General features: G+C 70.1%; 24 protein-coding genes. 10 read left to right on the top strand and 14 right to left on the bottom strand.

Annotated elements, in window-relative coordinates; genetic code table 11:
* Positions 1-74 precede the first annotated feature (74 nt).
* Together IQ210_RS14810 and IQ210_RS14805 are read left to right on the top strand one after the other, a co-directional pair.
* Positions 75-872: an alpha/beta fold hydrolase gene (locus IQ210_RS14810; RefSeq protein WP_194079447.1), complete on the top strand. Its 798-nt coding sequence runs from the start codon at positions 75-77 to the stop codon at positions 870-872.
* A 59-nt stretch (positions 873-931) separates the two neighbouring features.
* Positions 932-2,173 (top strand): MFS transporter, encoded by a 1,242-nt coding sequence (locus tag IQ210_RS14805; protein ID WP_194079446.1) that lies wholly within the window; start codon positions 932-934, stop codon positions 2,171-2,173.
* Between the two features lie 35 nt (positions 2,174-2,208).
* Here the strand turns inward: IQ210_RS14805 and IQ210_RS14800 are convergent, their stop codons facing one another.
* The 6 genes from IQ210_RS14800 to IQ210_RS14775 all read right to left on the bottom strand — a co-directional run bounded on the left by IQ210_RS14800 (position 2,209) and on the right by IQ210_RS14775 (position 7,451).
* The gene (locus IQ210_RS14800) at positions 2,209-3,210 is read right to left on the bottom strand and encodes an alpha/beta hydrolase fold domain-containing protein (RefSeq protein WP_194079445.1); all 1,002 of its coding nucleotides are present in this window, start codon (positions 3,208-3,210) and stop codon (positions 2,209-2,211) included.
* Between the two features lie 79 nt (positions 3,211-3,289).
* Entirely contained in the window at positions 3,290-4,114 is an 825-nt protein-coding gene (locus tag IQ210_RS14795) for an SDR family oxidoreductase (RefSeq protein ID WP_194079444.1), read from the bottom strand.
* 74 nt (positions 4,115-4,188) lie between these two features.
* Positions 4,189-4,659, bottom strand: coding sequence for a VOC family protein (locus tag IQ210_RS14790; protein ID WP_194079443.1), 471 nt, complete (start codon positions 4,657-4,659; stop codon positions 4,189-4,191).
* A 169-nt stretch (positions 4,660-4,828) separates the two neighbouring features.
* Positions 4,829-5,533, bottom strand: coding sequence for a response regulator transcription factor (locus IQ210_RS14785; RefSeq protein ID WP_194079442.1), 705 nt, complete (start codon positions 5,531-5,533; stop codon positions 4,829-4,831).
* A 74-nt stretch (positions 5,534-5,607) separates the two neighbouring features.
* Positions 5,608-6,363 carry a dienelactone hydrolase family protein gene (locus IQ210_RS14780; RefSeq protein ID WP_194079441.1) on the bottom strand — a complete coding sequence of 252 codons (756 nt, stop codon included), beginning with the start codon at positions 6,361-6,363 and terminating at the stop codon, positions 5,608-5,610.
* Between the two features lie 209 nt (positions 6,364-6,572).
* Positions 6,573-7,451 (bottom strand): hypothetical protein, encoded by an 879-nt coding sequence (locus tag IQ210_RS14775; protein WP_194079440.1) that lies wholly within the window; start codon positions 7,449-7,451, stop codon positions 6,573-6,575.
* Between the two features lie 226 nt (positions 7,452-7,677).
* Here IQ210_RS14775 and IQ210_RS14770 point away from each other — a divergent pair, with 226 nt between their 5' ends.
* Complete coding sequence (locus IQ210_RS14770; RefSeq protein ID WP_194079439.1) at positions 7,678-9,159, top strand: MFS transporter; 1,482 nt, start codon at positions 7,678-7,680, stop codon at positions 9,157-9,159.
* Positions 9,160-9,266: 107 nt separating this feature from the next.
* On the opposite strand, the gene IQ210_RS14765 is transcribed toward IQ210_RS14770, so the two are convergent.
* From IQ210_RS14765 to IQ210_RS14755, 3 genes are all read right to left on the bottom strand, one after another.
* The gene (locus IQ210_RS14765) at positions 9,267-11,186 is read right to left on the bottom strand and encodes a hypothetical protein (RefSeq protein ID WP_194079438.1); all 1,920 of its coding nucleotides are present in this window, start codon (positions 11,184-11,186) and stop codon (positions 9,267-9,269) included.
* A gap of 80 nt (positions 11,187-11,266) precedes the next feature.
* Positions 11,267-11,995, bottom strand: a complete 729-nt coding sequence (locus tag IQ210_RS14760; protein WP_194079437.1) for a DUF2625 domain-containing protein — start codon at positions 11,993-11,995, stop codon at positions 11,267-11,269.
* Positions 11,996-12,055: 60 nt separating this feature from the next.
* Positions 12,056-12,652 (bottom strand): DUF308 domain-containing protein, encoded by a 597-nt coding sequence (locus IQ210_RS14755; RefSeq protein WP_194079436.1) that lies wholly within the window; start codon positions 12,650-12,652, stop codon positions 12,056-12,058.
* Positions 12,653-12,781: 129 nt separating this feature from the next.
* On the opposite strand from IQ210_RS14755, the gene IQ210_RS14750 reads away from it, so the two are divergent.
* On the top strand, positions 12,782-13,963 hold the full coding sequence (locus tag IQ210_RS14750; RefSeq protein WP_194079435.1) for a sensor histidine kinase: 1,182 nt from the start codon (positions 12,782-12,784) through the stop codon (positions 13,961-13,963).
* Positions 13,960-14,622, top strand: coding sequence for a response regulator transcription factor (locus IQ210_RS14745; RefSeq protein ID WP_194079434.1), 663 nt, complete (start codon positions 13,960-13,962; stop codon positions 14,620-14,622). Before IQ210_RS14750 ends, IQ210_RS14745 begins: the two co-directional genes overlap by 4 nt.
* Before the next feature lie 24 nt (positions 14,623-14,646).
* Here IQ210_RS14745 and IQ210_RS14740 read toward each other — a convergent pair whose 3' ends face one another.
* Entirely contained in the window at positions 14,647-14,910 is a 264-nt protein-coding gene (locus IQ210_RS14740; RefSeq protein WP_314197775.1) for a hypothetical protein, read from the bottom strand.
* A gap of 201 nt (positions 14,911-15,111) precedes the next feature.
* On the bottom strand, positions 15,112-16,002 hold the full coding sequence (locus IQ210_RS14735) for an aminoglycoside phosphotransferase family protein (protein WP_194079432.1): 891 nt from the start codon (positions 16,000-16,002) through the stop codon (positions 15,112-15,114).
* A 283-nt stretch (positions 16,003-16,285) separates the two neighbouring features.
* Between IQ210_RS14735 and IQ210_RS14730 the strand changes: the two genes are divergently transcribed.
* The gene (locus IQ210_RS14730) at positions 16,286-16,633 is read left to right on the top strand and encodes a YciI family protein (protein WP_194079431.1); all 348 of its coding nucleotides are present in this window, start codon (positions 16,286-16,288) and stop codon (positions 16,631-16,633) included.
* Entirely contained in the window at positions 16,630-17,916 is a 1,287-nt protein-coding gene (locus IQ210_RS14725; RefSeq protein WP_194079430.1) for an RNA polymerase sigma factor, read from the top strand. Before IQ210_RS14730 ends, IQ210_RS14725 begins: the two co-directional genes overlap by 4 nt.
* A 374-nt stretch (positions 17,917-18,290) precedes the next feature.
* On the opposite strand, the gene IQ210_RS14720 is transcribed toward IQ210_RS14725, so the two are convergent.
* Positions 18,291-18,740, bottom strand: coding sequence for a nitroreductase family deazaflavin-dependent oxidoreductase (locus tag IQ210_RS14720; RefSeq protein ID WP_194079429.1), 450 nt, complete (start codon positions 18,738-18,740; stop codon positions 18,291-18,293).
* A 294-nt stretch (positions 18,741-19,034) separates the two neighbouring features.
* Between IQ210_RS14720 and IQ210_RS14715 the strand changes: the two genes are divergently transcribed.
* Together IQ210_RS14715 and IQ210_RS14710 are read left to right on the top strand one after the other, a co-directional pair.
* Positions 19,035-19,739, top strand: coding sequence for an N-acyl homoserine lactonase family protein (locus IQ210_RS14715; protein WP_194079428.1), 705 nt, complete (start codon positions 19,035-19,037; stop codon positions 19,737-19,739).
* 51 nt (positions 19,740-19,790) lie between these two features.
* Entirely contained in the window at positions 19,791-20,639 is an 849-nt protein-coding gene (locus tag IQ210_RS14710) for a class I SAM-dependent methyltransferase (protein ID WP_194079427.1), read from the top strand.
* A 21-nt stretch (positions 20,640-20,660) separates the two neighbouring features.
* Here the strand turns inward: IQ210_RS14710 and IQ210_RS14705 are convergent, their stop codons facing one another.
* Positions 20,661-21,677 carry a serine hydrolase domain-containing protein gene (locus IQ210_RS14705; protein ID WP_194079426.1) on the bottom strand — a complete coding sequence of 339 codons (1,017 nt, stop codon included), beginning with the start codon at positions 21,675-21,677 and terminating at the stop codon, positions 20,661-20,663.
* Between the two features lie 58 nt (positions 21,678-21,735).
* Positions 21,736-22,383 carry a TetR/AcrR family transcriptional regulator gene (locus tag IQ210_RS14700; protein ID WP_194079425.1) on the bottom strand — a complete coding sequence of 216 codons (648 nt, stop codon included), beginning with the start codon at positions 22,381-22,383 and terminating at the stop codon, positions 21,736-21,738.
* 101 nt (positions 22,384-22,484) lie between these two features.
* Between IQ210_RS14700 and IQ210_RS14695 the strand changes: the two genes are divergently transcribed.
* Positions 22,485-23,318, top strand: coding sequence for a patatin-like phospholipase family protein (locus tag IQ210_RS14695; protein ID WP_194079424.1), 834 nt, complete (start codon positions 22,485-22,487; stop codon positions 23,316-23,318).
* The last annotated feature ends 46 nt before the right edge of the window (positions 23,319-23,364 follow it).

Below are 23,364 nucleotides of genomic sequence, written 5' to 3'. Positions count from 1 at the left end.
ATTCGTCAAGTAGCCAGTTTTACGCTGACCCGCGATCGCCACTGAGAACAGCGGACATCGAAGGGGATACAGCGATGACGACAACTCGCCGGGGACTACTGGCCGGATCCGCCGCGGTCGCAGTGGGCGCCGCACTCAACGCGCCCGCCGCGCAGGCCCAGACCAGAAACAGCAGCGGCAAGAAGCCCACCGTGGTACTCGTGCACGGCGCGTTCGCCGACGCCTCCGGCTGGAACGGGGTCGCCTCTCGGCTCATCTGCGACGGCTATCCGGTCATCGCACCGCCCAACCCACTGCGCAGCGTGGCCTCCGACTCCGCCTACCTCGCCGGCATCCTCGCCACGCTCAGCGGCCCACTCGTCCTCGTCGCGCACTCCTACGGCGGGATCGTCGTCACCAACGCCGCGACCGGCAACCCGAACGTGAAGGCACTGGTCTACGTGGCCGCGTTCGTACCCGACCAGGGCGAGACGCTGCTGGGCCTGCAGACGAAGTACCCGGGAAGCAGGCTCAGCGAGGCGGCGCTGGACTTCCGCCCCTATGGCGAGGGCCTCGTCGACGGCTACATCAAGAAGGAGCTCTTCCACGACGTCTTCGCCGGTGACCTGCCGAAGGCCACCACCGACCTGATGTGGGCCGGCCAGCGGCCCGCGGACGTGCGCACTCTCGGGGAACCGTCCGGTGCCCCAGCCTGGAAAACCATTCCGTCCTGGTACCTCGTGGGCAGCGACGACCAGGTGCTTCCCCCGGCGGCCCAGCGGTTCATGGCGCGCCGGGCCGGCGCACACACCTTCGAGGCTGACACCTCGCATGTAGCGATGATCGCGAAGCCCGCGGCGACGGTCGCCCTCATCAAACGCGCCGCGGGCTGATCCGGCCGAGGAGGCGGCCCGCACGCCTGACAGCTGATTTCCCTGGAAAGGACGAGCCGATGCATCAGCATGTGTACGACAGCCAGTGCGTCGCCGAGGAGACCCGGCACACCCTCGCGACCACACCCATCCGCAATCCGAAGCTCACCTTGTTCGCACTGGCTCTGGGCACCTTCGCGATCGGCACCGGCGAGTTCGGCAGCAACGGCATCATCCAGCTGATCGCATCCGACCTGGACGTGTCCGTTCCGGTCGCGACCTACGCCATCACCGCCTACGCCTTCGGGGTGATGCTGGGCTCCCCGGCCATCACCCTGCTCGCCGCCCGGGCCAACCGGCGCACTCTGCTGCTCGGCCTGATCGCACTGTTCCTCGTCGGCAACGCCCTCTCCGCCCTGGCACCGAACATCGCACAGCTCGTCGCCTTCCGGTTCGTCACCGGCAGCGTGCAAGGGGCGTTCTTCGGCGCCGGGGCCGTCGTCGCCGCGTACACGTACGGCCCGGGCAAGGGCGGCAAGGCGTTCGCCACCGTGATGGGCGGGCTCACCGTCGCCACCATCGCCGGGTCTCCGCTGGGGACCTTCATCGGCCAGAACGCCGGCTGGCGCGTCATGTACTGGGCCGTGGTCGGCGTCGGACTGCTCGCCGCGGCCGCCCTGATCGCCTGGCTGCCGCGCACCGACGACCTGCGCGGCAGTTCCGTCACGAGCGAACTGGGCGCCCTGCGACGGCGAGAGGTCTGGCTCATGGTCACCGTCGCGGCGCTCGGCATCTCCAGCATCTTCGCCGTCTACACGTTCATCGGCCCGTTCATCACCGACGCGGCACTGCGGGACGCCTCGCTGATCCCGACCGCGCTCGCCGTCTTCGGCCTCGGCATGGCGGTCGGCAACCACCTGGGCGGACGGGTCGCCGACCAGTACCGGAATCGCGGTCTGATCTGGGGTTACGGAGGTGTGCTGGCGCTCCTGGTAATGATCGGCTTGGCCGGCAGCAACCTGGTGGTGCTGCTGCCCTGCCTCTTCGGCGTCGGCGCCACCATGATGTTCGCGATTCCCACCATCCAGGTCCGGCTGACCGACTTCGCACCGGACGCCCCGACCCTGATGGGCACGCTCAACCTGGCGGCCCTCAATCTCGCCAACTCCCTCGGCGCGATCGGCGGCGCCGTCGTTCTCGACGCCGGCTGGGGGACCCTGTCCACGGTCTGGGCGGGCTTCGTTCTCACCACCGCGGGCCTGCTCCTGTACGCCGTCACCGTCGCCCGGGTGAAGGCGGCACCCGTTCCCGTACGTGTCTGAACCAGCCCGGTATGTCGATCGACCAGAGGCTGCGCTCACGCCTCGAGGGCGCGCCGGATGAACTCCTCGCGGGTCGCCACGGATGCCCGCGACACCGCTGCCTGGGCCGCGATGCCGTCGAAACCGTGAAAGCCGCCGCCCCACATGTGGAGGTCGACGCTCACGCCGGCCTCGGACAGACGGCGGGCGTACGTGAGGATCTCGTCGCGGAACACTTCCACCGAGCCGGTGTCGATATAGGTCCGTGGAAGACCGCCGAGGTCCTCGGCGCGGGCCGGCGCGGCGTACGGCGACACGTCCGGTCCGCCGCGCCGCTCGCCCAACAGGGCTGTCCAGCCGTACAGGTTGCTGTTGCGGTCCCAGGTTCCCTCGCCGTCCAGCATGCGGCTGCTGTGCGTCCGGAAGCGGTCGTCCAGCATGGGGCAGATGAGCACCTGGTGGCTGAGCCGGGGAAAGGCGCGGTCCCGGGCGAGCAGCGCGGTCCCCGCGGCGAGACCGCCACCGGCACTGGTCCCCACAACGAGGAGGCGTCCGGGGTCGACACCGAGTTCCTCGGCGTTCTTCGCCAGCCACACCAGTCCGGCATAGCAGTCCTCGACCGGAGCGGGGTCGGGGTGCTCGGGGGCGAGACGGTACTCGACCGACACCACGACCGCACTGCCCTCGGCGACGAACGGCAGCATCGCGCTCACGCCCGTCCGCCGGTCCCCGAGGATCATCCCGCCGCCGTGGATGTGGAGGATGCCGCCCTTGGCGCCCCGGTCCTCGACCGGGCTGAGGATCAGCACGGTGAGCTCCGGCGCGCCGTCCGGTCCGGGCACCTGACGTTCCTCCACCCGCACTCTGCCGCCCGCCGTCAGGTCCGGCTCGCGCCCGGCCATTCCCTCGGCCACCCGCCGCCGGGCTTCCGGGAGCGTCTCGTCCGAGAGGACCGGCAGGAAGCCGCGCATGACTTCCTCGGCCGGCGCGAGTTCCGGGTCCAGCGGGGGCCGGGCGGTCACGGGGCCGAAGATGTCTGCCGCCGTCTGCTCTGTCATCGTTCGCTCCTTCGGGAACGGGGTGGGCCAGGCGAGGAGGGGCCTTACGGCTCGCCGCCTGTGGAGTGTGGGCGTGCCGTCACCTGTCGCGGACCGCGGCGATGACGCCGCCGTCGACGAGGATGTCGATGCCGTTCAGGAAACTCGCCTCGTCCGAGAGCATGAACGCGACCACGGCCGCGACCTCCTCCGGGCGGCCGGTGCGGCCCAGCGGCGTCGCGTCGACGAGCCGCTGCATCGACGTCTGCTTGGCCGCCTCCTGCCGCCCCTGCGGGGTGTCGATGATGCCGGGCGCGAGCGAGCAGACGCGGGCGCCGACCGGACCGAGCCGTACCGCTTCCTTGCGCGCGAAGCGGGCCACGCCGTGCTTGGCCCACGGGTAGGCCATCGTGGACTGCTCGATGTCCGGGCCGACGGCCTCGCGGATCCGGTCGAGGAAATCCTCCGCCAGCGGATCGTCCAGGATCGCGCCGACGGCCGGATCGGGCTCCACGCGCGCGATCAGGGGCGACATGGAGGAGAAGTAGACGTGCGCGGTGCCCTCGGTGGCGAGCGGACGCAGCGTCTCGGCCAGCAGGGCGGTACCGATGAGGTCGACCTCGAAGATGCGGCGCCAGTCGGCCATGCTGGGCGAGATACCGGCCGCGTGGGCGACGGCGCGCAGTGTGCCGAGTTCCGCGACCCGGTCGGCGAGCCGGGCCAGGCCCGCACGGTCGGTGACGTCGAGGGCGAACGGCTCGGCCGTGGCCCGGTGACCGGCGTCGCCCAGGTCCTTGGCGACGGCCGCCGCGCCCTCCGCGTCCCGGTCGACGAGCAGGAGTACGTCCACCATGTCGGCGAGCCGCCGCGCGCACGCCTCTCCCATTCCGCGTCCGGCTCCGGTGACTATTCCTACGGTCGTCATGAACAACTCCTCGGTGAAGACTGTGTACTTGGGGGTGCGGTCGGAGTGGCCCGGCGGGGCCATGGGCTACTGGGCTACTGGTTCCAGAGCTGTTCCAGCGACCGCTGGGCGGCCCTGCTGACCAGCTCGACCCGGAAACCGGTCTGCCGCTCACTGCGCAGGTAGGCGAAGAACAGCCCGCCGTCGGGTCCCGTGCGGGTCGCCTCGGTCACGTAGCCGTGGCGTTCGAGTTCGGCGGCGTCGGCCGCCACGTCGTCCGACCAGTAGCCGAAGTGGTGGATGCCGGAACCGGGCGGCGGCTCCCACAGGGTTCCCGGGACGCTTCGGACGATCTCGAGCCGGGGGGCGGTGCCCGACGTACGGGCGTAGGCGCACCGGAAGTCGATGACGATGTCGCCGGTGGGCAGGGAGACCTCGGTGGGCCCGCCCATGTCGTCGTACCACTCGAACCCGAACAGCTTCGACAGCTGCTCCTTCGTCGCCTCGAAGTCCTCCGCGACGATGCCCACATGGAACTGGTCCGAGGGCCTGAGGATGCCGGCCATGCTGTCTCCTCGCTCATGGGCTCCGGACGGCGGGGCCACCGGGAACCGCTGGTCAGTGCGTGTGGCACAGGAAAGCGAGGCGGTCGGACGAGTCCCGGACGGCTTCCGGACAATTCCCGGACGTGATGGGCGTCACGGCCGGAGTCTCTGAGGGAGGGGGCGACGGCGCTCAGCCGCGCAGGCGGCCGAGCCAGTAGCCGAATCCCCTGCTGGTGTGGATCAGCGCGGGCTCCTCCTGGTTGACCTTCTGCCGCAGCCGGGAGACGAGCTTGTCGATGGCCTCGCTCGCACGGAAGTCACCCCACACGTGCTGGCTGATCTGTTCCTTGGACACCACGCACTCCGCGTTGGCCAGGAGGTAGCGCAGGAGTCGGTACTCGGCGGGGGTGAGCCCGAGCGCCCGGGACCCGCGCCGGGCCTGACAGGTGGCGTCGTCGAGGGTCAGTTCGGCGTAGCCGGATGTCACCGCGACGGGGCCGGTACGGCCGTCGCGGAGCAGGACCTCGGCCCGGGCGAGCACCTCGGTGGCCCGGACCGGCTTGGTGACGTAATCCTCCTTCCGGCGGCCGAAGTTGGGAAGCAGGGTGTGGAGGTAGTCGCAGCTGATCAGATAGAGCAGGGGCGGTATGTCGGCCGAGGCGACGCGGGGGCCGTTGGACAGGTCCCTGAGGTCCGGCAGCATGGCGTCCCAGACGACCAGGTCGAACCGGCGCCGCGTGATCCGGGCGACGCCTTCGACCCCCGTGACGGCCGTCCCCGCGACGGTGTAACCGGCCAGCTGGAGGGCCGTGGTCAGCAGGTCGGTCTCCCCCGGGTCGCCCGCGACGATCAGGACGTCACGGCCGCTGCGACGAAGTACCGACGGAGTCGCCATGCCATTCACCAAGGCCTGCCCCCTTCCGAGATGGGCTGGATCTTCCGCGCCGTCGACGAGCAGGGTTCAGGCGCTCACAGGGCGCGGGCGAACAGGTCCAGCAAGGCCGTCCAGTGGCGCTCCGTCGCCTCGGCGTCGTACATCGCCGTGTCGGCCTGTGTGAAACCGTGGTGGGCGTCGGCGTAGACGTCGGCGCGGTGGCGGACGCCCGCGTCGGTGAGGGCCTTGTCCAGACGCTCGATCTGCTCGGTGGGGTTGGTCGCGTCCTGGTCGGCGTGGCCGAAGTACAGCTCGGCGGTGATGCGGTCGGCCAGCAGGTGGGGGCTGTCCGGGGCGTCGGTCGCGAGGTACGCGCCGTGGAAGCCGGCCGCCGCCGCGACGCGGTCCGGGTAGGTGCCGACGGTGCGCAGGGCCAGTGCGGCGCCCATGCAGTATCCGGTCACGCCGACCGGCCCGTCGGTCGTCAGCGGGGTGGCGGCCAGCCAGTCGAGGTAGGCGGACGCGTCACGCATGGCGGCCTCAGGGGTCAGTGACTGCATGGCCGGACGTAGGCTCTGGATGATCTCGGGGCGCTCTGCCGGGTTGATGAACTCGGGCAGCTCCACCACGGGCGCTCGCCCGGCGCGGTACACGACGTTGGGCACCAGCACCGTGTAGCCGGCCGAGGCCAGTCGGTCCGCCATCCCCCTCAGATGGGGCCGCAGCCCGAAGGCGTCCATGTAGAGCAGGACGCCGGGGTGCGGGGCGTTGTCGTCCGGGCGAGCCAGGTAGGCGTCGCAGATCCCGTCCGCGGTGGGGATGTCGAGGGACGATCCGTGCACGGTGCTCATGTGGGGGTTCTCCTCGGTCTTCGGTCGGAGGATGCGGCGGGCGGCATCGCCGCCACACGGACGGCACTCGACCACCGTAGAGCTACTTGCCTAAGTTAAGCAAATGGAGCATGGCGGGGCGCCGCCCAGACGAGAAGGGCCTCCCCCGCCGCCTCCATCGCGGCGGGGCGCCCACCGGAAGGAAGCAACGGAGGAGGCCTCAACCCGCCTCAGCCGATCCTGAGTTGATCCGTGCCGTGGCCGATGTGGGCGACGACAAGGCCGGCTGCCGACACCTCGGCGTACTCGGCGGTGTGATACCGGAGGACTCCCCCGGCGTCCGGGCCCTTCTTGGCCTCGACCGTCCAGCGCAGCTCGTGAAAGAAGAACCAGTCGTCGAAGTGCTGGGTGACGACCTCGATGCCGCGCACGGCGTAGCGGGCGTAGAAGTCCTGGAGATGGGCCCTTCGCTCGTCCTTGGTGTGCAGTTCGACGAGGGTGCCGGTCTGCGCCACATAGTCACGGACGCCGGTCTGGATCTCGGGGTGGCTCTTCTCCACGATCGTGTCGATGTCCCCCTTGCGGTACGCGTCGAGCAGCGCCTCATGCAGCCCCGCCACCGCGAAGCGGCTGGCCAGCGCCCCATTGGCCGGGTCCCCCGGCATGCTGTCCCGCTGCGTGCGGCCCCAGAACAGCTCGCCGGTGATGCCTTCGGAACCCATGGTCGGAAAGAGCACGACGACCGGGCGCTCGCTCTCCGCGCCGGACTGCTTCTCGCGGCCGCGGCCGATACCGCTGACGAAGGTGTACCAGGAGGTGTTGATCTCCGCCACGGGTCGGATCGCCACCACGGCGGCGAACCGGTGCATGCTGCGGTAGCTGTGCTCGATCGCCTCGTAGGTGCTGACGATGCGCTGGGTCGGGATCTCGCGCCCCTCCTTCAGCTGGGGCACGACGGAGGCATAGGGACCGCTCGGCGCGAGTGTCGCCAGGATGTCGTCGACGACGTCGACGTACTCGGCATGGACGTGCTTCCAGGCGGTCGCCGCGCTCTGGATCTGCAGATCCGACGTGATGAGCAGTTCCTCGGCCTCGACCCGGTCCTTCATACGTTTCCTCCTCGCACTCCGGGAGCCCCGAACGGGGGCGGGACGAGGCCATGCAAGCGAGGCAGGCTGACCTGCACCGGTCGGATGACGGACAAAAGCCGGACGTGACCCGGATCACGGAAGCGGCAGCCGCGGGCCGCTGAGGCAACAGCTTGCCTTACTCAAACAACGAGAATATGGTTGCGTAAGTCAAGCAACCCGTCCCCTCCTGTGGAGGCCCTCTTCCATGTCCGACAGCCCTGCTCCCCGCGCCGCGGCCGGGTCCGTCCCGCCGAGGCCCCACGCCGTGGTGGCGGTGCTGGCCTTCGCGGGGATCACGGTCTCGCTGATGCAGACCCTGATCATCCCGATCGTCCCCGACCTGCCGAAATACCTGCACGCGTCGGCGTCGAACACCGCCTGGGCCGTCACCGCCACCCTGCTGGCGGCGGCCGTTGCCACCCCGGTCGTCGGGCGCCTCGGTGACATGTTCGGCAAGCGCCGCATGCTGCTGGCCAGCATCGTGCTGCTGGTGGCGGGCTCGGTCATCTGCGCCCTGAGCGACTCGCTCCTCCCGATGATCATCGGCCGTGCGGTGCAGGGCCTGGCGGCCGCCGTCGTCCCGCTGGGCATCAGCATCATGCGCGACATCCTGCCCGCCGAGCGGCTCGCCGGCTCCACCGCTCTCATGAGCGCTTCCCTCGGCGTCGGCGGCGCTCTCGGGCTCCCCTCGGCGGCCTTCATCGCCGACCACTACGACTGGCACGTGCTGTTCCTGACCTCCGCCACCCTCGGGGTCGTGGCTCTCGCTCTTGTCGCGTTGATCGTGCCCGAGTCGAAGGTCCGCACCGGCGGCAGCTTCGACCTGCTCGGCGCCCTCGGACTGTCCACTGCGCTGGTGTCCCTGCTGCTCGCCGTCTCCAAGGGCGCCGACTGGGGGTGGACCAGCGGCATCACCCTCGCCCTGTTCGCCACCTCCCTCCTGGTCTTCCTGCTGTGGGGCCGGTACGAACTGCGCACCGCCCAGCCGCTGGTGGACCTGCGCACCACCGCACGCCGTCAGGTGCTGTTCACCAATCTCGCCTCGGTCGCGCTCGGCTTCTCGATGTTCGCCATGTCGCTCGTCCTGCCGCAGGTCCTCCAGCTGCCGGAGCAGACCGGCTACGGCCTGGGCAAGTCTCTGCTCGCCGTCGGCCTGATCCTGGCCCCGCAAGGCCTGGTGATGATGACGATGTCCGCGGTGTCCGCGCGCATCACCAAGGCGAAAGGTCCCAAGGTCACCTTGATGACCGGCGCGCTCGTCGTGGCCGCCGGCTACAGCCTCAGCATCGTGCTGATGTCTGAGGCCTGGCAGATCACGCTGGTCGCCTGCGCCATCGGGGGCGGCATCGGCTTCGCCTACGGTGCCATGCCCGCCCTGATCATGAGCGCCGTGCCCGCCTCCGAGACGGCCGCCGCCAACAGCCTCAACACGCTGATGCGCTCCATGGGCACGTCGTTCGCCGGCGCCCTCGCGGGCGTCATCCTGGCCCAGATGACCACGGACTTCGGCGGCTTTCCCCTGCCCTCCGAGAACGGCTTCAAGACGGTCATGGCCATCGGCGCCGGGGCGGCCCTCCTCTCGTTCTCCCTCGCCTCCTTCCTCCCGCGTCGCCGGGCCGCCGATGCTCCGGCCCCGGTGCCCGAGGGCCCTGCCGAACCGGCCAACGTGTCCGGGGCACAGTCCTAGCTCGGACTCGGCCCGCGCGCGTACCCGGCGGGGCGTGTGCGTCCAGCCGCAGCGCGGCGGAACTCCGACGCGGAGCAGGGACGGCTTCCCCGCGGGAGCGGTAGGGGTCAGCGCCGGGCCGCCACGGCTGTCGGTGCCGCGGCCAGGATGCGGTCCAGTACGGGGGCGGGGATCGCCGGGTTGGTGACCGCTGTGTGTGCCGTGTCGCGGTCGTGCAGCAGGCCTGCCAGGACGCGGGCCGGCAGTCGCGGATTGCGCGTCACGGTGTCGCGGACGTGCACCGCCGGGTCGTTGAGCAGCCGTACCGCGTCGGCCGGTGACAGCCGGGGGTCCTCGGCCGCGCGGCGACGCACCTCGGCTTCGGGGTCCCGCGCCAGGTGTGCGACGTCAGCCGGTGTGGACTCCGGGTCGTCCAAGGCCAGGCGGCGCATCCGACCGCTGGGGTCGGTCATGAAGCGCAGTAGGCCCACACGCGGGAAGTTGGGATGGCTGCGGGGCCGGTCGGGGTGGCTGAAGCTGCCGTCCCACCAGCGCCAGACGTCCAGCAGCATGTCGCCCGGCGCGTCCTCGCACGACTCGGCGAGGAACAGGCGGACCACCCGGTCCTCGTCCCGCGCCAGACGCGCCACGACATCCGGCGGGAGGCGGCGGGCCCGGGCCACACTGCGGCGGACTAGCGGATGGGACGACGCGGCGAGACGGCGCATCGCCTCGGCGTCGCCGTGCAGGTCCTCGACCCAGGCAAGGGTGTACGACATCGACGTCGGGTCGAAGTCGTGGCGCACCGCGGCACGCTGCTCCTCGGTGAGGTCGGGGCGCACCGCCACCGTGGAACGGATGTCGTCCTGCGAATCCTGCGCCAGCGCGGCGACGCCGAGCGCGCTCAGGGCGGGGTTGGCGGCCAGCGCCTGACGTACCTCCGTGTCCCCGTTCCTGACCAGCTCCGCCTCCAACTCGGGCTCGAGGCGGCACCTTTCGAGCGCCTGCCGCGGGTCGGGGAGGGCGGCGAGAACCTCGCGGGACAGCGGTACGTCGGTGTGGTGGGCCAGCAGTGCAGCGGTTCGCACGGCGTGGTCGGTGTCAGTCAGCAGCCGCTCCCGCAGCGGCGCGGCGAGTTCCTGCCACCGGGCACACGCCGCCCTCCGTACCCGGGCGTCGGTGTCGGTGGCGAGGTCAGGGAGGTGCCGGGCGGGGAGGTCCGGGAGTTCGGCGGCCTGCGCGCGGGACGGGCCGGCGAGGATTTCGTCGTACAGGTCGTCGGGGAGTTCGGCGCCCCAGACGCGGGCGCGCTCCGCCCAGAACACGCGTCCATCCGGGGACGGCTCGGCGCGTACCAGGCGTACCCACTGCTCGGACGTGAGCTTGGGCCGGAACGTGTCGGCGGGCCGCGACCGCACCTGCGGGTCCGGGTGTGCGACGGCGGCGTCGAGGACGGCGGGCCGGTCGCATCCATGCAGGAAGCCCGTTTCCACATCGAGCAGCCGGATCAACAGTTCGTCCGTCGCTGCGGGATTGGACCCGATGCCCTCCGCCCAGTGCAGAGGCCACGCGGGCTGGCCAGGGACCGCCGCCCACACTTCGGCGCGCTCGGCCTCCGTCTCGGACGCGGCGGCCTCGGCAGCCTCCTCCAGCCGCTCGGGCAGTCGGTCGAGGGCGGTCACCCGGGTGCCGTCCGCGCCGGGCAGTTCCGCCAGCAGTACCTGCCCGTCGAGGGACAGTGCCACGAACCCGGGGTCGCCGGGCAACTCCGGTACGCCGCTGCCGGTGTGCCGAACCCGGGTCCACCAGGCGTCGTTGCCGCCGATCCGGTGTCCGAGGACAGCCACCAGGAACTCGCCGTCGGCACCGCGTAGCCGACGCCACCACGCGGCATCGAGCGCCTCGCGGGCCGTCCCGTCCGGCGACGCGACACCTCGCGCGATCCGCCAGCCGGCCTCCGGTGGGAAGAGGGTGCCCGGGCGGGTTTCCTCGACGACCGTGAGGCCGGCGCGTGTCAGTAGTTCGTGGAGATTCTCTCGGCGCTGCACGCGGTCATGATCTCCGGCGCTTTACGGTGGGACAAGGCCGAGCACTTCGTGGCCTTCGCCGACTGGGCGGGGCAGCCGGTTCACGTGGCGCCGAGAAAGCCCGGATCAACCCCGTCGAACTGTCGGCACGAGTCCCGGGCTACGCCGAGCAGCTCCTTCATGGGCACGGCGCGACGGCTGGTCGCGGAGATGTCCCGGCGTGCCTCGGCAGACCACAACGGCGGGAACAGTGACAGACCCTGATTGCCGTTCAGCGCCCGGACCTCCTCCTTCCAGCCGGGCCAGCGCAGATCGGCGTAGAACTCATCGAGCGCCCCGGACACCAGCCAAGCCAGCCACGTCGAGTGACCGACGCCCAGAGCCTCCCAGCGAAGGGAATCCGGGGCGAAGTAGACCACCTCGCCCGGGGCACCGGGACGGCCGGCGCCGGCAGGAGTCCCGCTGTTGAGCGCGAAGACACCGCCCAGCACGTCGTGCGCCACGACCAGACCGGCCTCCGGTCGCCACGCCGGGTCGAACGTTGCGGGGAACTGATTCGCGCCGGCCAGGGTCGGTATCTCTGGCGCAGCCCCACCGACAGGGCTGCCGAAGACCCGTAGCCATCCGTCGTCCACCAGCAGACCACCGCAATGCAGTACCAGCGCCCCGAGGTACGACCTTGCCGTGACCTGGAGTTGGAGGAGCGACGCCCTCCCCAGATCCCTGTCGGCTGGGAGCACCTCGACGGACACCGGACTTGCCTTGAGTGTCTCCCTGATTTCCGGCCAGGCCGGTTCCTCGACGTCGATCAGCTGGCTCAACTCACGCATGCCGGCATCGTCGCACCTGCGCTGTGCCTCCCGACGGGCGGTGCGCAGGACCCCTGGGGGTCACTGCTTCTCGCGTCGGCCGCGGATGGTCAGGGCGACGGCGGAGACGAGGAACCAGAAGGCGCCGAAGGCCGAGTAACCGGCGATGGAAGACAGGTCGCTCGTCGCCGAGGTGGACATCGCGGCGAAGGAGATGCCTGCGAGGACGGACAGTCCGCCGCTGATGACCATGGGCCACTGGGCGCCGATCGTGCGTCGGCGTCGGATCGCCACGATGAGCTGGATCGCTCCGGAGAGCAGGGCCCAGAGGCCGAACACGAGCAGTGTCGTCCCGATGGTGGAGAAGACGGCGATGATCATTCCGGCGGTGGCGGCCAGGCCGAGAGCCATGTTCGCGGTGCCTGCACGCTCCTCGGAGGCGGTGCCGGCCATGCGGCGCTCAAGGAGCGTGGCGATGACGTCCCACAGGGGGTAGACGACGAGCAGTACGGCCGCGATCGCTGTGGGCCTGTCCGTGGACACGAGGGAGGCGGAGGTCGTGACGACGAGTGCCACCCAGATCAGGGAGAAGGCGACTCGGATCAGGTGGAGCGATCGGAGCCCGGAGGACGTCGTCGTGGTTGTCGTCGTACGCGAAGGCACGGTGGTCTGAGTCATCGGGTGTCCCGTTTGTGATCGTGACGGTGTGAGACGGTCGTCTCGATGAGGAGTCTCAGCGGCCTCGGGACCGGCCGCGTACTTCGAACGAAGTACATCGCCGCAGCGCACGTGCACGAGAATCAGTCCATGGGCAAGGCGCAGAACAATCACGACGGTCCCGTGGCACCCCTGTGGGTGCGACGGCCCGAGGCGCTGCACCTCGTGGCCTATGCGGTGGCCGCGCTGGTGTTCACCGGCCAGATCGTGGCGGTGGTCCTCCGAGGTTCGGACTGGCCGACGGCCCTTTCCGTGCTCCTCGCCGGTGGCGGTGTCGCCCTGTCCTGGTGGCGGCCATGGGCAGGACTGGTTGTGGCGAGCGCGGCGTCCTTCGCCGTCACGGCCGTGGGCCACGACCCGCTGTCGGTGTGGATGATGGCCGTGCTCGTCCTGTTCTCGATCACGCTCAGGGGAAAGCAGCCGCTGGCCGGAATCGCCGTCGTGGCGGCGTTCTTCCTGGGGGCGTTCATGACGGTGGGAGGATTCCGGGGCGGCGCGATCGTGGGAGCCGCCGCTCTCTTCTCGGCCGTGGCCGGAGGTGCGACAGGGACCGCGCTGCGCATCCATCGGGAGCACTGGCGGACCTTGGAGGAGCGGGCCGAGAGCGCCATCGCCACTCGCGAGATCGAAGCCACCCGGCGGGTGACCGAGGAACGGCTGCGCATCGCCCGGGACCTCCACGACGTCATCGGCCACCAGGTCGCGATGCTGAGCATGCATCTCGGTGCCGCGGAGATCGGGCTGCCGGAAGGCGCCGAGCCCACCCGGCAGGCCCTCGTATCGGCCCGGTCCAGCGCCCGCACCGTGGTCGTGGAGACGCAACGGATTCTCGCGCTCCTCCGCCTCGGAGACGACGTCTCGCCGGACGAGGCGCTGCGGCCGACGCCGGCGCTGAGCGGCCTGGAAGGCCTTGTCGCCTCTTTCAGGAGCATCGGCCTCGATGTCCGGTCCTTCCTCGACATCCCCGCCGGTTTCGTGGAGCCCAGCGTCGGTGTGACGGTCTACCGGGTCGTTCAGGAAGCGCTCACGAATGCCTACCGGCACGGTGAGGGGCCGGCCACGGTGGAGGTACGCGAGCGCGAAGGCAGGATCTGCGTCACCGTCGAGAACCGCGTCGGTCCTGCGCCGCACGGTGCCGGTTCAGGCGGCGGGCTCGGGCTCGTGGGGATGCGCGAACGCGTCGAGTCCTCCAGCGGGCGGCTGACGATCGACCGTGACGACGGGCGATTCCGGGTCCATGCGGAGTTCAGCCCTCTGGGAGTCGCCGTATGACGACGCGGATTCTGATCGTCGACGACCAGGACGAGATCAGGGCCGGGATCCGGGCGATGCTCCGGCTCGACCCCGGCCTCGTGGTCGTGGGTGACCTCTCCGACGGACTCCAGGTCCCGCCCTTCCTCCGGGACCATCCTGTCGACCTGGTCCTGATGGACATCCGGATGCCTGGCATCGACGGTGTCGAAGCCACTCGCCGGATCCGCGAGGAGCATCCACCCGAAGAGCTGCGGGTGATCGTGCTGACCACTTTCGACCAGGACGACATCGTCCTTGCCGCGCTTCGCGCGGGCGCGAACGGTTTCCTGAGCAAGACCGTGAGCCCCGCCGAACTCGTCGCCGGAATCACCGAGGTCGTCGGCGGTGGCGGTGCGCTGTCGGCCGCCGCGACGGCCGCGCTCATCGGCCACATGACCGACAACCCGCCCCCGGTGATCGACAAGGAACTGCTGCGCCGCTTCGACGCGCTCACACCGCGGGAGCGGGACGTGGTCGTGCTCGTCGCGAGCGGTCTCGGCAACGACGAGATCGCGGCCCAGATGTCCGTGTCGCCGTTCACCGTGAAGACGCATGCGGTACGGGCCATGACGAAGGTCGGCGCACGCGATCGAGCACAGCTCGTGTCGTTCACCTTCCGGGCCGGCCTCTATCCCTGAGGCAGGTTTCCCGGTACCGCCCCGCTAGGCGTGACGGATGACGTCGTACATGGTCGCGGAAGCGGGCGCCGGATGCGGAACGTTGTTCCAGCCGATCTCTTCCGCGCGCTGCTCGATCGCCTTTCGTGCGGCTTGGGCGGCGGCCTCGTCCTCGAAGAAGGCGATGCTCAGCCCGTTCCCGGTGACGGGATCGATGAGGTGATAGCTGCCGTGCACGCCGGGCACGGACGCGGCGGCCTCCAGTACCCAGTCACGATCGTCGGTCGGCATCGGTTCCCATACAGCCACGCGCGCGATCATCGCTGCCCCCAGTTCGTCAGTGTGTCCAGGCTGCCGCAGTCCAGGGGCCGAGCATCGACCCCGTTGCCCCACTGTGACACCCATGACGGCCGACTGGCGCGCCAAGTCGGCAACTGGCGCACCCACGGCGCTGCTCCGCCGGCGTTCACTGGGCTGTGGGCCGCCCACCGATTTGGACCGCGATCGCCGTCACGCCTCCAGGATGCGGTCGAGTGTCCGGCGCCCCAGGCTGCTCATCGGCGGATTGGTCTCGGCGTAGTACCAGACAAGGCCCATCGCCTGTTGGAACGCCCATGCCTTTCCGCGCTCCCACTCCACGTCGTCGCAGGCCAGTGTCCGTCGGAGTACGTCCCGCGGGCCCGGCTGCAACAGGTGCCAGGCGCTGACTAGGTCCAGCGCGGGGTCGGCCGGGCCGAAGCCGCCGGTGTCCAGTACGCCGGTGAGCCGGTCTGCGGCGACCAGTACGTTGCCGGGAATCAGGTCGCCATGGCTCATCACGTCGGCGCTCGTGCGGGGCAACTCCCGGAAGCGGCTCCACAGCCGGCGCAGGCGGGGCACGTCGAGCAGCGCCTCGCTCTCCGCGAAGCACTTCGCCATCCAAGCGTCGTGGTGAGCGAGAACGCCGCCGCGGCCTTCGCCGTTGAAGCGCCGTCCCCTCGTCTCGGCCTTCCGCAGGGCTGAGATGAAGTCCGCGAGGTCCGCGGCGAAGGCATCCGATCCACTCGGGTCGGAATCGGAGGCGACCGTTCCCAGCAGCCATGTCTGGACCGACCACGGCATGGGGTAACCCGCCCCCGGCTTGCCCAAGGCGAGGGGTTCCGGGACGGGGAACGGGGACACCTGTGCCAACTCCGCGCTCGCCTGAGCCTCCTGCTCTAGAACCGCGAGCGCCTCGGCAGCATCGGTCAGACGCAGTGGGAAACGCGCGCAGAGGTCGTCCCCGATGCGGAAAATGGCGTTGACCGTCCCGGTCGACGCCAGGAGTCGGATCGCCTTGCCGCTCCACTGCGGGAACTGGTCCTCGATCAAGGTCGCAACGATGTCGGTGGTCACGTCCACTTGGTCATCGTGCATGGTCATCCCCGCAAGTCCTCCCCCTGGGCTGGGCCCGAACGCCGCACGCGCACCAGATCAACTGGCACGCCAGCCAGTCTTCATGGGCCAGGGTTCAGATCAACCGAGTTTCTCGGCTCGACAGGTGCCGGCGGCAGTACGGCCCTCACGACTCTGATCCCCACCGCCGCTTCAAAGCCTCCGCACCCCGTCTGAGAAAGTTCGCGCACGGTCTGTCGATTTCGCGTCGTCCGTCCGACGTGGAGACGTAGCGATGCACCGACCGGACACACAGCCAAGGAGAGCCCTCATGGCCCAGTACGCGATCCTCATCTACGACACCCCCGCGGCCGGCGACTACACCCCCGATCAGCAGGCGGCGAGCAAGCGGCACGCCGACGATCTGATCGACTCCGGCGCCATGATCGCGGCGTATGCGCTGCACTCCGCCGACACCGCCACCTCGCTGCGCGGCGACGTGGTCACCGACGGGCCCTTCATCGACTCCAAGGAAGTCATCGCCGGCGTCTGCGTCATCGAGGCCCCCGACCTGGACGCCGCCCTGGAGTTGGCGCGTCGTAACCCTGCCGTGCAGTGGGGTCGTGGCGGTGTCGAGGTGCGGCCCGTCGCGGGCGGCATCGCGCCCATCGTCCGATGACGGCTGCGGCGGACGCGAGCCGGGCGGTCGCCGACGCGCACCGGCGCGAGTGGGCCTTCGTGCTCGCCGCGACGGTGCACGTCGCCCGCGACCTGGACCTGGCCGAGGAGTGCGTACAGGAGGCGTACGTCGCGGCCATGACGACCTGGGAACGCGACGGCGTCCCGGGCAACCCCGCGGCATGGCTCACCACCGCGGCCAAGCGCCGGGCGATGGACGCGATACGCCGCGAGCGGACGTTCCGCTCGAAGCTGCCGCTGCTGATGGAGCCCGAAGAGGCCGTCGACGACCTCGACTTGGACGGTTCGGCGGATCAGGAGAAGGCCGTGGACCCGGAAGACGTCGTACCCGACGAACGACTGCGGCTCATCTTCACCTGCTGCCACCCCGCACTTGCCCGGGAGGCACAACTCGCGCTCACACTGCGGCTGGTGTGCGGACTGCCTACCCCGGACGTGGCCCGTGCACTGCTGGTGTCGGAACAGACGATGGCCGCCCGGATCACCCGGGCCAAGAAGAAGATCTCCACCGCGCGCATCCCCTACCGCGTGCCGCGCCCGGCGGAGCTGCCGGACCGGCTGGCGGCCGTGCTCGGCGTACTCCATCTGCTGTTCACGGCCGGGCACACGGCTCCCTCGGGTCCCACGCTCATGCGCACGGACCTGACCGACCGCGCGCTGGACCTGGCCCGCACGCTGCGCGATCTCATGCCCGACGAGCCGGAGGTACGTGGGCTGCTGGCGCTGCTGCTGGTGACCGCCGCCCGGCGCGCCACCCGAACCGGTGCGGACGGTCGACTGCTGCGGCTTGAGGAGCAGGACCGCTCGCTGTGGGACCGCGCCGCGCTGGCCGAGGCGCACGCGCTGATCGTGGCCGGGCTGCGGGGTGGCCGCGCGGGACGGTATCTGTTGCAGGCGGCGATCGCCTCGTTGTACGCCGAGGCGCCGACGTACGAGGAGACGGACTGGCCGCAGATCGTGACCCTCTACGAGAGGCTGCTGTCGCTGTGGCCCTCACCGGTCGTGGCGCTGAACCGGACCGTGCCCTTGTCGATGGCCCTTGGGCCGGCCATCGCGCTGGCGCAGGTCGAGGCGCTGGAGCAGGACGACCGACTCGCCCGCTACCAGTACCTGCCGGCGATCAAGGCGGACCTGCTGCGACGGCTCGGCCGTACGGACGAAGCGGCGGCCGCGTACCGGCGGGCGGTGCTGCTGACCGACAACGAGGCCGAGCGGGCCTTCCTCACCGAGCGTCTCGCCGACCAGGAGACCAGCCTCATGTAAACGAGCCCGGCCCTCGGTAGCTCGTACGGGTGCCGTGGTGTGGAGCAGGTCCCTCTTCCGAAGGCCCGCCAGGACACTGAGGCCATGAGTGGAGGACTTCCGAGTCGGGCAGCGGTGGTCATCATGGGAGCGGGCTTTCTGGTGGTAACTGCCGCCCTGGTGCTGACACTTACGGGCACCACCATCCCGTTGCTGTACGTCCTGGGCAGCGGCATGGCAATTTACGGCGGGCATGCGAACCGGCGCCACCTTCCGCACATTCCGGCCGAGCCGCCCCAGCAAGGACGGCCATGGGAACGGCCTCGACATGAGTGAAGACACAGGGGCCGGATGATGCATGGATGGGTGTGTATCCGCGGCGGGGTCTCTGTTGTCTACGCCGCGGATACGGGTTCCAACACGAAGACGGGGATCACTCGGTCGGTCTTCTGCTGGTATTCGGCGTAAGGCGGATACGCGGCGACCGCGCGATCCCACCACTCGGCCTTCTCGTCGCCGCTGACCTCACGGGCCGTCATGTGCTGGCGTACGGCCCCGTCCTGGAGCTCCACATGCGGGTCCGACGTGAGGTTGAAGTACCAGACCGGATGACGCGGGAAGCCGCCCTTCGAGGCCACCGCCGCATACCGACCCTCGTGCTCCACGCGCATCAGCGGGATCTTGCGGATCTTGCCGCTCTTCGCGCCGCGCATCGTGACGATGACGACGGGCAGGCCCGTGTCCCACAGCGTCGTGCCCTGTGTGCCGCCCGAACTCTCGTACAGCTCAACCTGATCACGCACCCACTGCGCCGGACTCGGCTCGTACTCGCCCTCAAGCGGCATCACGTTCACCCGTCGTCGCGTACGGACTGTGTTGCACAGTTCAACACAGGACTTGCGTGGCGGAGACCCCGTCGTTCCAGCCAGACCTGCTCTTGGGACGCCGGGGCGGCATCAGGAGAGTGCCGACGGTTTACGCAGGGGCGGCAAGGCCCGTAGCAGCTCCCACAACGGGCGCGATCTTTGCAGCCACCTACCGACAAGGTGCAGTCCCTCAAGCGATCACGTGAGCTCGACTCGATCGGCTGTCGGCAGAACTCTCATGAGAGGACCCCGGCGGCCTGCCAGCATGACCCGATGGAGAAGAAGACGGCGGTGCGTCGACTCGATCTGGGCTACTTCGTCCGACCGGCATCAGAGGTCCCCGGCTTGCAGCCACGCGTGGAGCCTGTGCTCGCCTATCTGGCTCAGTGCGAGGAAGGGCTGGTCCTCTTCGACACCGGTATCGGAGCCGCCGACGCCGAAACGGAAGCCCACTACCGCCCGCGCCGCAGGCCTCTGGAGGCTGCCCTCTCAGCCGCGGGATTCAGCCGTGCCGACGTCTCCCTCGTGGTGAACTGTCATCTGCATTTCGACCACTGTGGCGGCAACCCCCTGCTTCGCGACAAGCCCATCGTGGTCCAGTCGACGGAGTTGTCCGCCGCCCGCCGAGGCGGCCACACCATCGACGCGCTCGTCGACTTCCCCGGCGCCAACTACCTTGAGATCACAGGCGAAGCGGAACTCTGGCCCGGAGTCCGGATCGTCCCCACCCCCGGTCACACCGAAGGGCACCAGTCCCTGGTGATCCAACAGAATGACGGCACCGTCATCCTGGCCGGCCAGGCACACGACTTCGCAACCCACTTGGCCGCGGACCACCTCGCTCGCCGAGCCGCCCTGGACGGCCTCGAACCGCCGCTTCCCACCTACCAGCCCTGGCTGGAACGGCTCCTCGAATTCGACCCGCGCAGAGTGCTCTTCGCACACGACTGCTCTGTCTGGGAACCCAGCACCGCGTGAGGCTGCCAGGCCTGAATGCCGGGCTTCGAATCGACCATCTAGGCTGGCGCGATGGCTGATGAACGGGAGCGGGTCCAGCCTTCGGGAGTATGGGCCACGGCGGTGGGAGTGGCCCGGGTGCGGGCCTTGGAGAGCGAGCGGGAGGACGCTTTGTTCCGTGACCCGCTGGCGCAGGCCTTCGCCGCCGCGGGCGGACTGTGGCCCTCCTCGCCGCCGCCCGATGACGAGGGCGCGCGGCGGCGCCGGCTAGCCGTGTCGTTCTCCATCGTCATCAGGACGAAGTTCCTGGACGACCTGTTGCAGCAGGCGTCGGTGTCCGGGGTGCGGCAAGTGGTGCTGCTCGGGGCCGGCATGGACAGTCGGGCCTTTCGGATGGACTGGCCCGAGGGCACTCGGCTGTTCGAGGTCGACACCTCCGCACCGCTGGACTTCAAGGCTTCCGTGCTGCGCCAGGGGAGGGCCGTCGCTCGCTGCGAGCGGATCACCGTCCCGGTCGATCTGCGGGAGGACTGGCCCGGCGCGCTGGCCGCCGCAGGCCATGATCCGGCGGCGCCGACCGTGTGGATCGCCGAAGGGCTACTCGTCTATCTGCCCGAGGACGCGGTGGAGTTGCTGCTCGCCCGGATCAGCGCCCTTTCCGTCGTGGGTAGTTGGATGGGGCTGACGTTGGGCTCGCCCGGTGTGATCGAGCGTTTCGCTGCGGACGCGGCGCCAGGGTCGGCGGCGTCCATGTGGGTCTCGGAGATGCCCGACGACCCGGTGGGCTGGTTGGCCGGACACGGCTGGGACGCCGCCGGTTACACCCTGCGCGAGCGCGCTGCCGCCTACGGCCGCCCGATCAATACTCCTCCGCAGCGCGAGGAGCGACCCGGAGGGCTGATCTCGGCGGTCCGCCGATAGACCGCCCCCGCGACTGCTGGGCTACTCGGATTCGGGGACAGGATTCTGGTCCAGGTATCGGCTGATCTTCCAAGCACCGTCTGAGGTGTTGGAGAGCACCGTGTGGGTCAGGCAGGCCTGGGGATCGTGCACGCTGCGGAACGAGACTCCGGCGTCGTATCCCGTCAGCATCACCGTGTCGTTCGAGGCGTGCAGCCAGAAGCCCAGGCCGTACCGTCTGCCTTTCGAGGGAACGTCACTGTGCGGTCGCGTCATCGTGGCGACCCAGTCGCGCGACACGATCCTCCCTGCGAACAGGGCACGCCACAGTGCGCTGATGTCGCCGGCGGTGGAGTAGATCCCGCCGTCACCGCTGCCGCGCACCGGCAGATGGAACACGTTGGTCCGGTACACCCCCTCGATGGGGAGATACCCGGTTGCCGTGCCCGGCGGCAGTTCGTCGGAGCGCAGGAACTCGGTGTCACACATGTCCGCGGGTGTGCAGACCCGGTCACGCACCAGTTGGTGAAACGGCTGGCCCGCCACGCGCTCGGCGATCAGCGCGAGCACCACGTATCCGGAGTTGCAGTACGAGAACCGCTCGCCGGGCGGGAACTTGGCCGGATAACCGTCCAGCACGGGCAGATACGCCTCGGTGGTCGACAACTCGTGGGCGGGAAGCGTCAGTTGGTAGTCCGTGATCTCACCCCCGGCATCCTCGTCGAAGTAGTCGCCGATGCCCGAGCGGTGGGCCAGCAGATGCTCCACGGTGACCCGCTCGTCAATCAGCGGCAGGTCCCGGCCGAGCACGGAACGTGCGGTCGTGGACAGACTCAACGCACCGTGCTCGATGAGGCTGATCGCCGTCAGTGCGGTAAGCCCCTTGGTTCCGCTGGCGATCCCGAATCTGGTCTCCAGCGTGTTGGCGACGTGGTGGCGCCGGTCGGCGAGACCGTACGCGTTGGCGAAAACCGGCACGCCGCCCCGGTCCACCGACACGACCCCGCTGAACCCGCTCTCGCGTGCCAGCGCATCGACACCGTCCCCCAGGGCAGCCACAGGGACCAGAATAGGCAAGCGGCGTGGCCCGATCGCGAGGACTCTCCCCCTCCCCTCTTCACGCCATGCGATGCGGCCCCAAGTCCTGGAGTACGTCGTCCAGTTCAGCCGCGGTCAGCGCTTGTCCGGGCAGAGGCCGCACCGTCCGCGCGGTGTGCAGGCCGGAGAGGAACAGACACAGGGGCCGGCGCCAGGCGTCGGGGGTGGCCGCGCTGGTCAGGGACGGGACCGCACGCCCCAGGGCGGCCAGCGTGAACAGCACGTCCTCGACGGTGATGTCGTCGCGGACCGTGCCCTCCTCCTGGCCTCGCCGCAGCAGGAGCTCCACCGTCTCGTGGTTGTGGGCGTGCACCTCCTGGAGGGTGTCGACGCCGTCGAGCCGGATGGTCATGAGGTCGTTGGTGCCGCGGTCGGCGGCCAAGGTCGTGAAGACCGCCTCCAAGTACGCGGTCAGGCCTGTCCAGGCGTCAGGTGCGGTCCGGGCCTGTGCGCCGGCGGTCATCGTGTCGGTCAGCTGGTCGTGGAAGACGGCGTCGATGAGGGCGGCGCGGGTGGGGAAGTGCCGGTAGAGGGTCGCGTTGCCCACCCCTGCCCGGCGGGCGATGACGTCCAGCGGCGCCTGGAGGCCCTGCTCGGCGAAGACTTCGTGGGCTGCTTCCATCAGCCGCTCCCGGTTGCGCCGCGCGTCGCGTCGCAGTGCGCTCATCGTCGTCCTCCAGCCCCGAGCGGGGAGTGCTCCCCGGTCCGCATGCTATCGTCGGATCGAGAAATGGGGACCACTCCCCACTTCCGATAAGGGGGCATGGCATGGGCGGGGCGGCACTGGTGCTCGGCGGCGGAGGTCCGGTCGGCGGTGCGTGGCTCACGGGGGTGCTGGCCGGTCTCGCCGACGCCGGCGTCAACCTCGCCCGTGCCGACCTCGTCATCGGCACCTCCGCCGGGGCCGTCTTCGGCACCCGGCTCGCGCACGGTGAGCCGCCTCGCGAGCTGTACGAACGTCAACTCACCGGCGCCGACCGGCTGTTGCTGGACGTCACGACGGCACAGACGCTGCGCTTCCTGTGGGCCGCGCTGGGCTCCCGTGACCCCGAGCGGTCGATACGGCGGCTGGGGCGCGCCGCGTTGGGACCACGCTCCGGTGCCGACGCGCTCACTCTCGTACGACAGGTGCTGCGCGGTGCGGAGGACTGGCCCGCCCGTGATCTGCGCCTGGCTGCGGTCAACGCCCGTACAGGGGTGGTGGCCGCCCATGGTTCCGACTCCGGCCTCACGATGGTCGAAGCGGTCGCCGCCAGCTGCGCGGTCCCCCTGGTCCTCGCACCCGTCGCCGCCGCCGGACAGCACTGGATGGACGGCGGCACCCGCTCCACCGCCAACCTCCAACTGGCCCGCGGCTACGAGCGCGTGCTGTCCGTCGCCCCGGTCGACAAGGCCGTGGGACCACACCCCAGCGCCTCGCGACAGGCCATGGGCCTCACCGCCGAGGGCGCCACCGTCAGCCTGTTGACCCCGGACGCCGCATCCCGCCGGGCCATGGGCCGCGATCTGACTGCCGACGCCCACCGGGTGGCCGCGGCGCTCGCGGGCCACGCGCAGGCGACCAAGGCCGCGGAGACGGTGGGGGCGGCATGGCAGGGCTGAAAGGCCGGCAGCAGCAACTCACGCTCACCGCCAGCCACAGCCCTGT

Source organism: Streptomyces justiciae (genome assembly GCF_015163075.1).
Taxonomy (GTDB): domain Bacteria; phylum Actinomycetota; class Actinomycetes; order Streptomycetales; family Streptomycetaceae; genus Streptomyces; species Streptomyces justiciae.
Note: the sequence above shows the minus strand (reverse complement) of the source record. Positions and strands in the feature narration are given on the sequence as shown.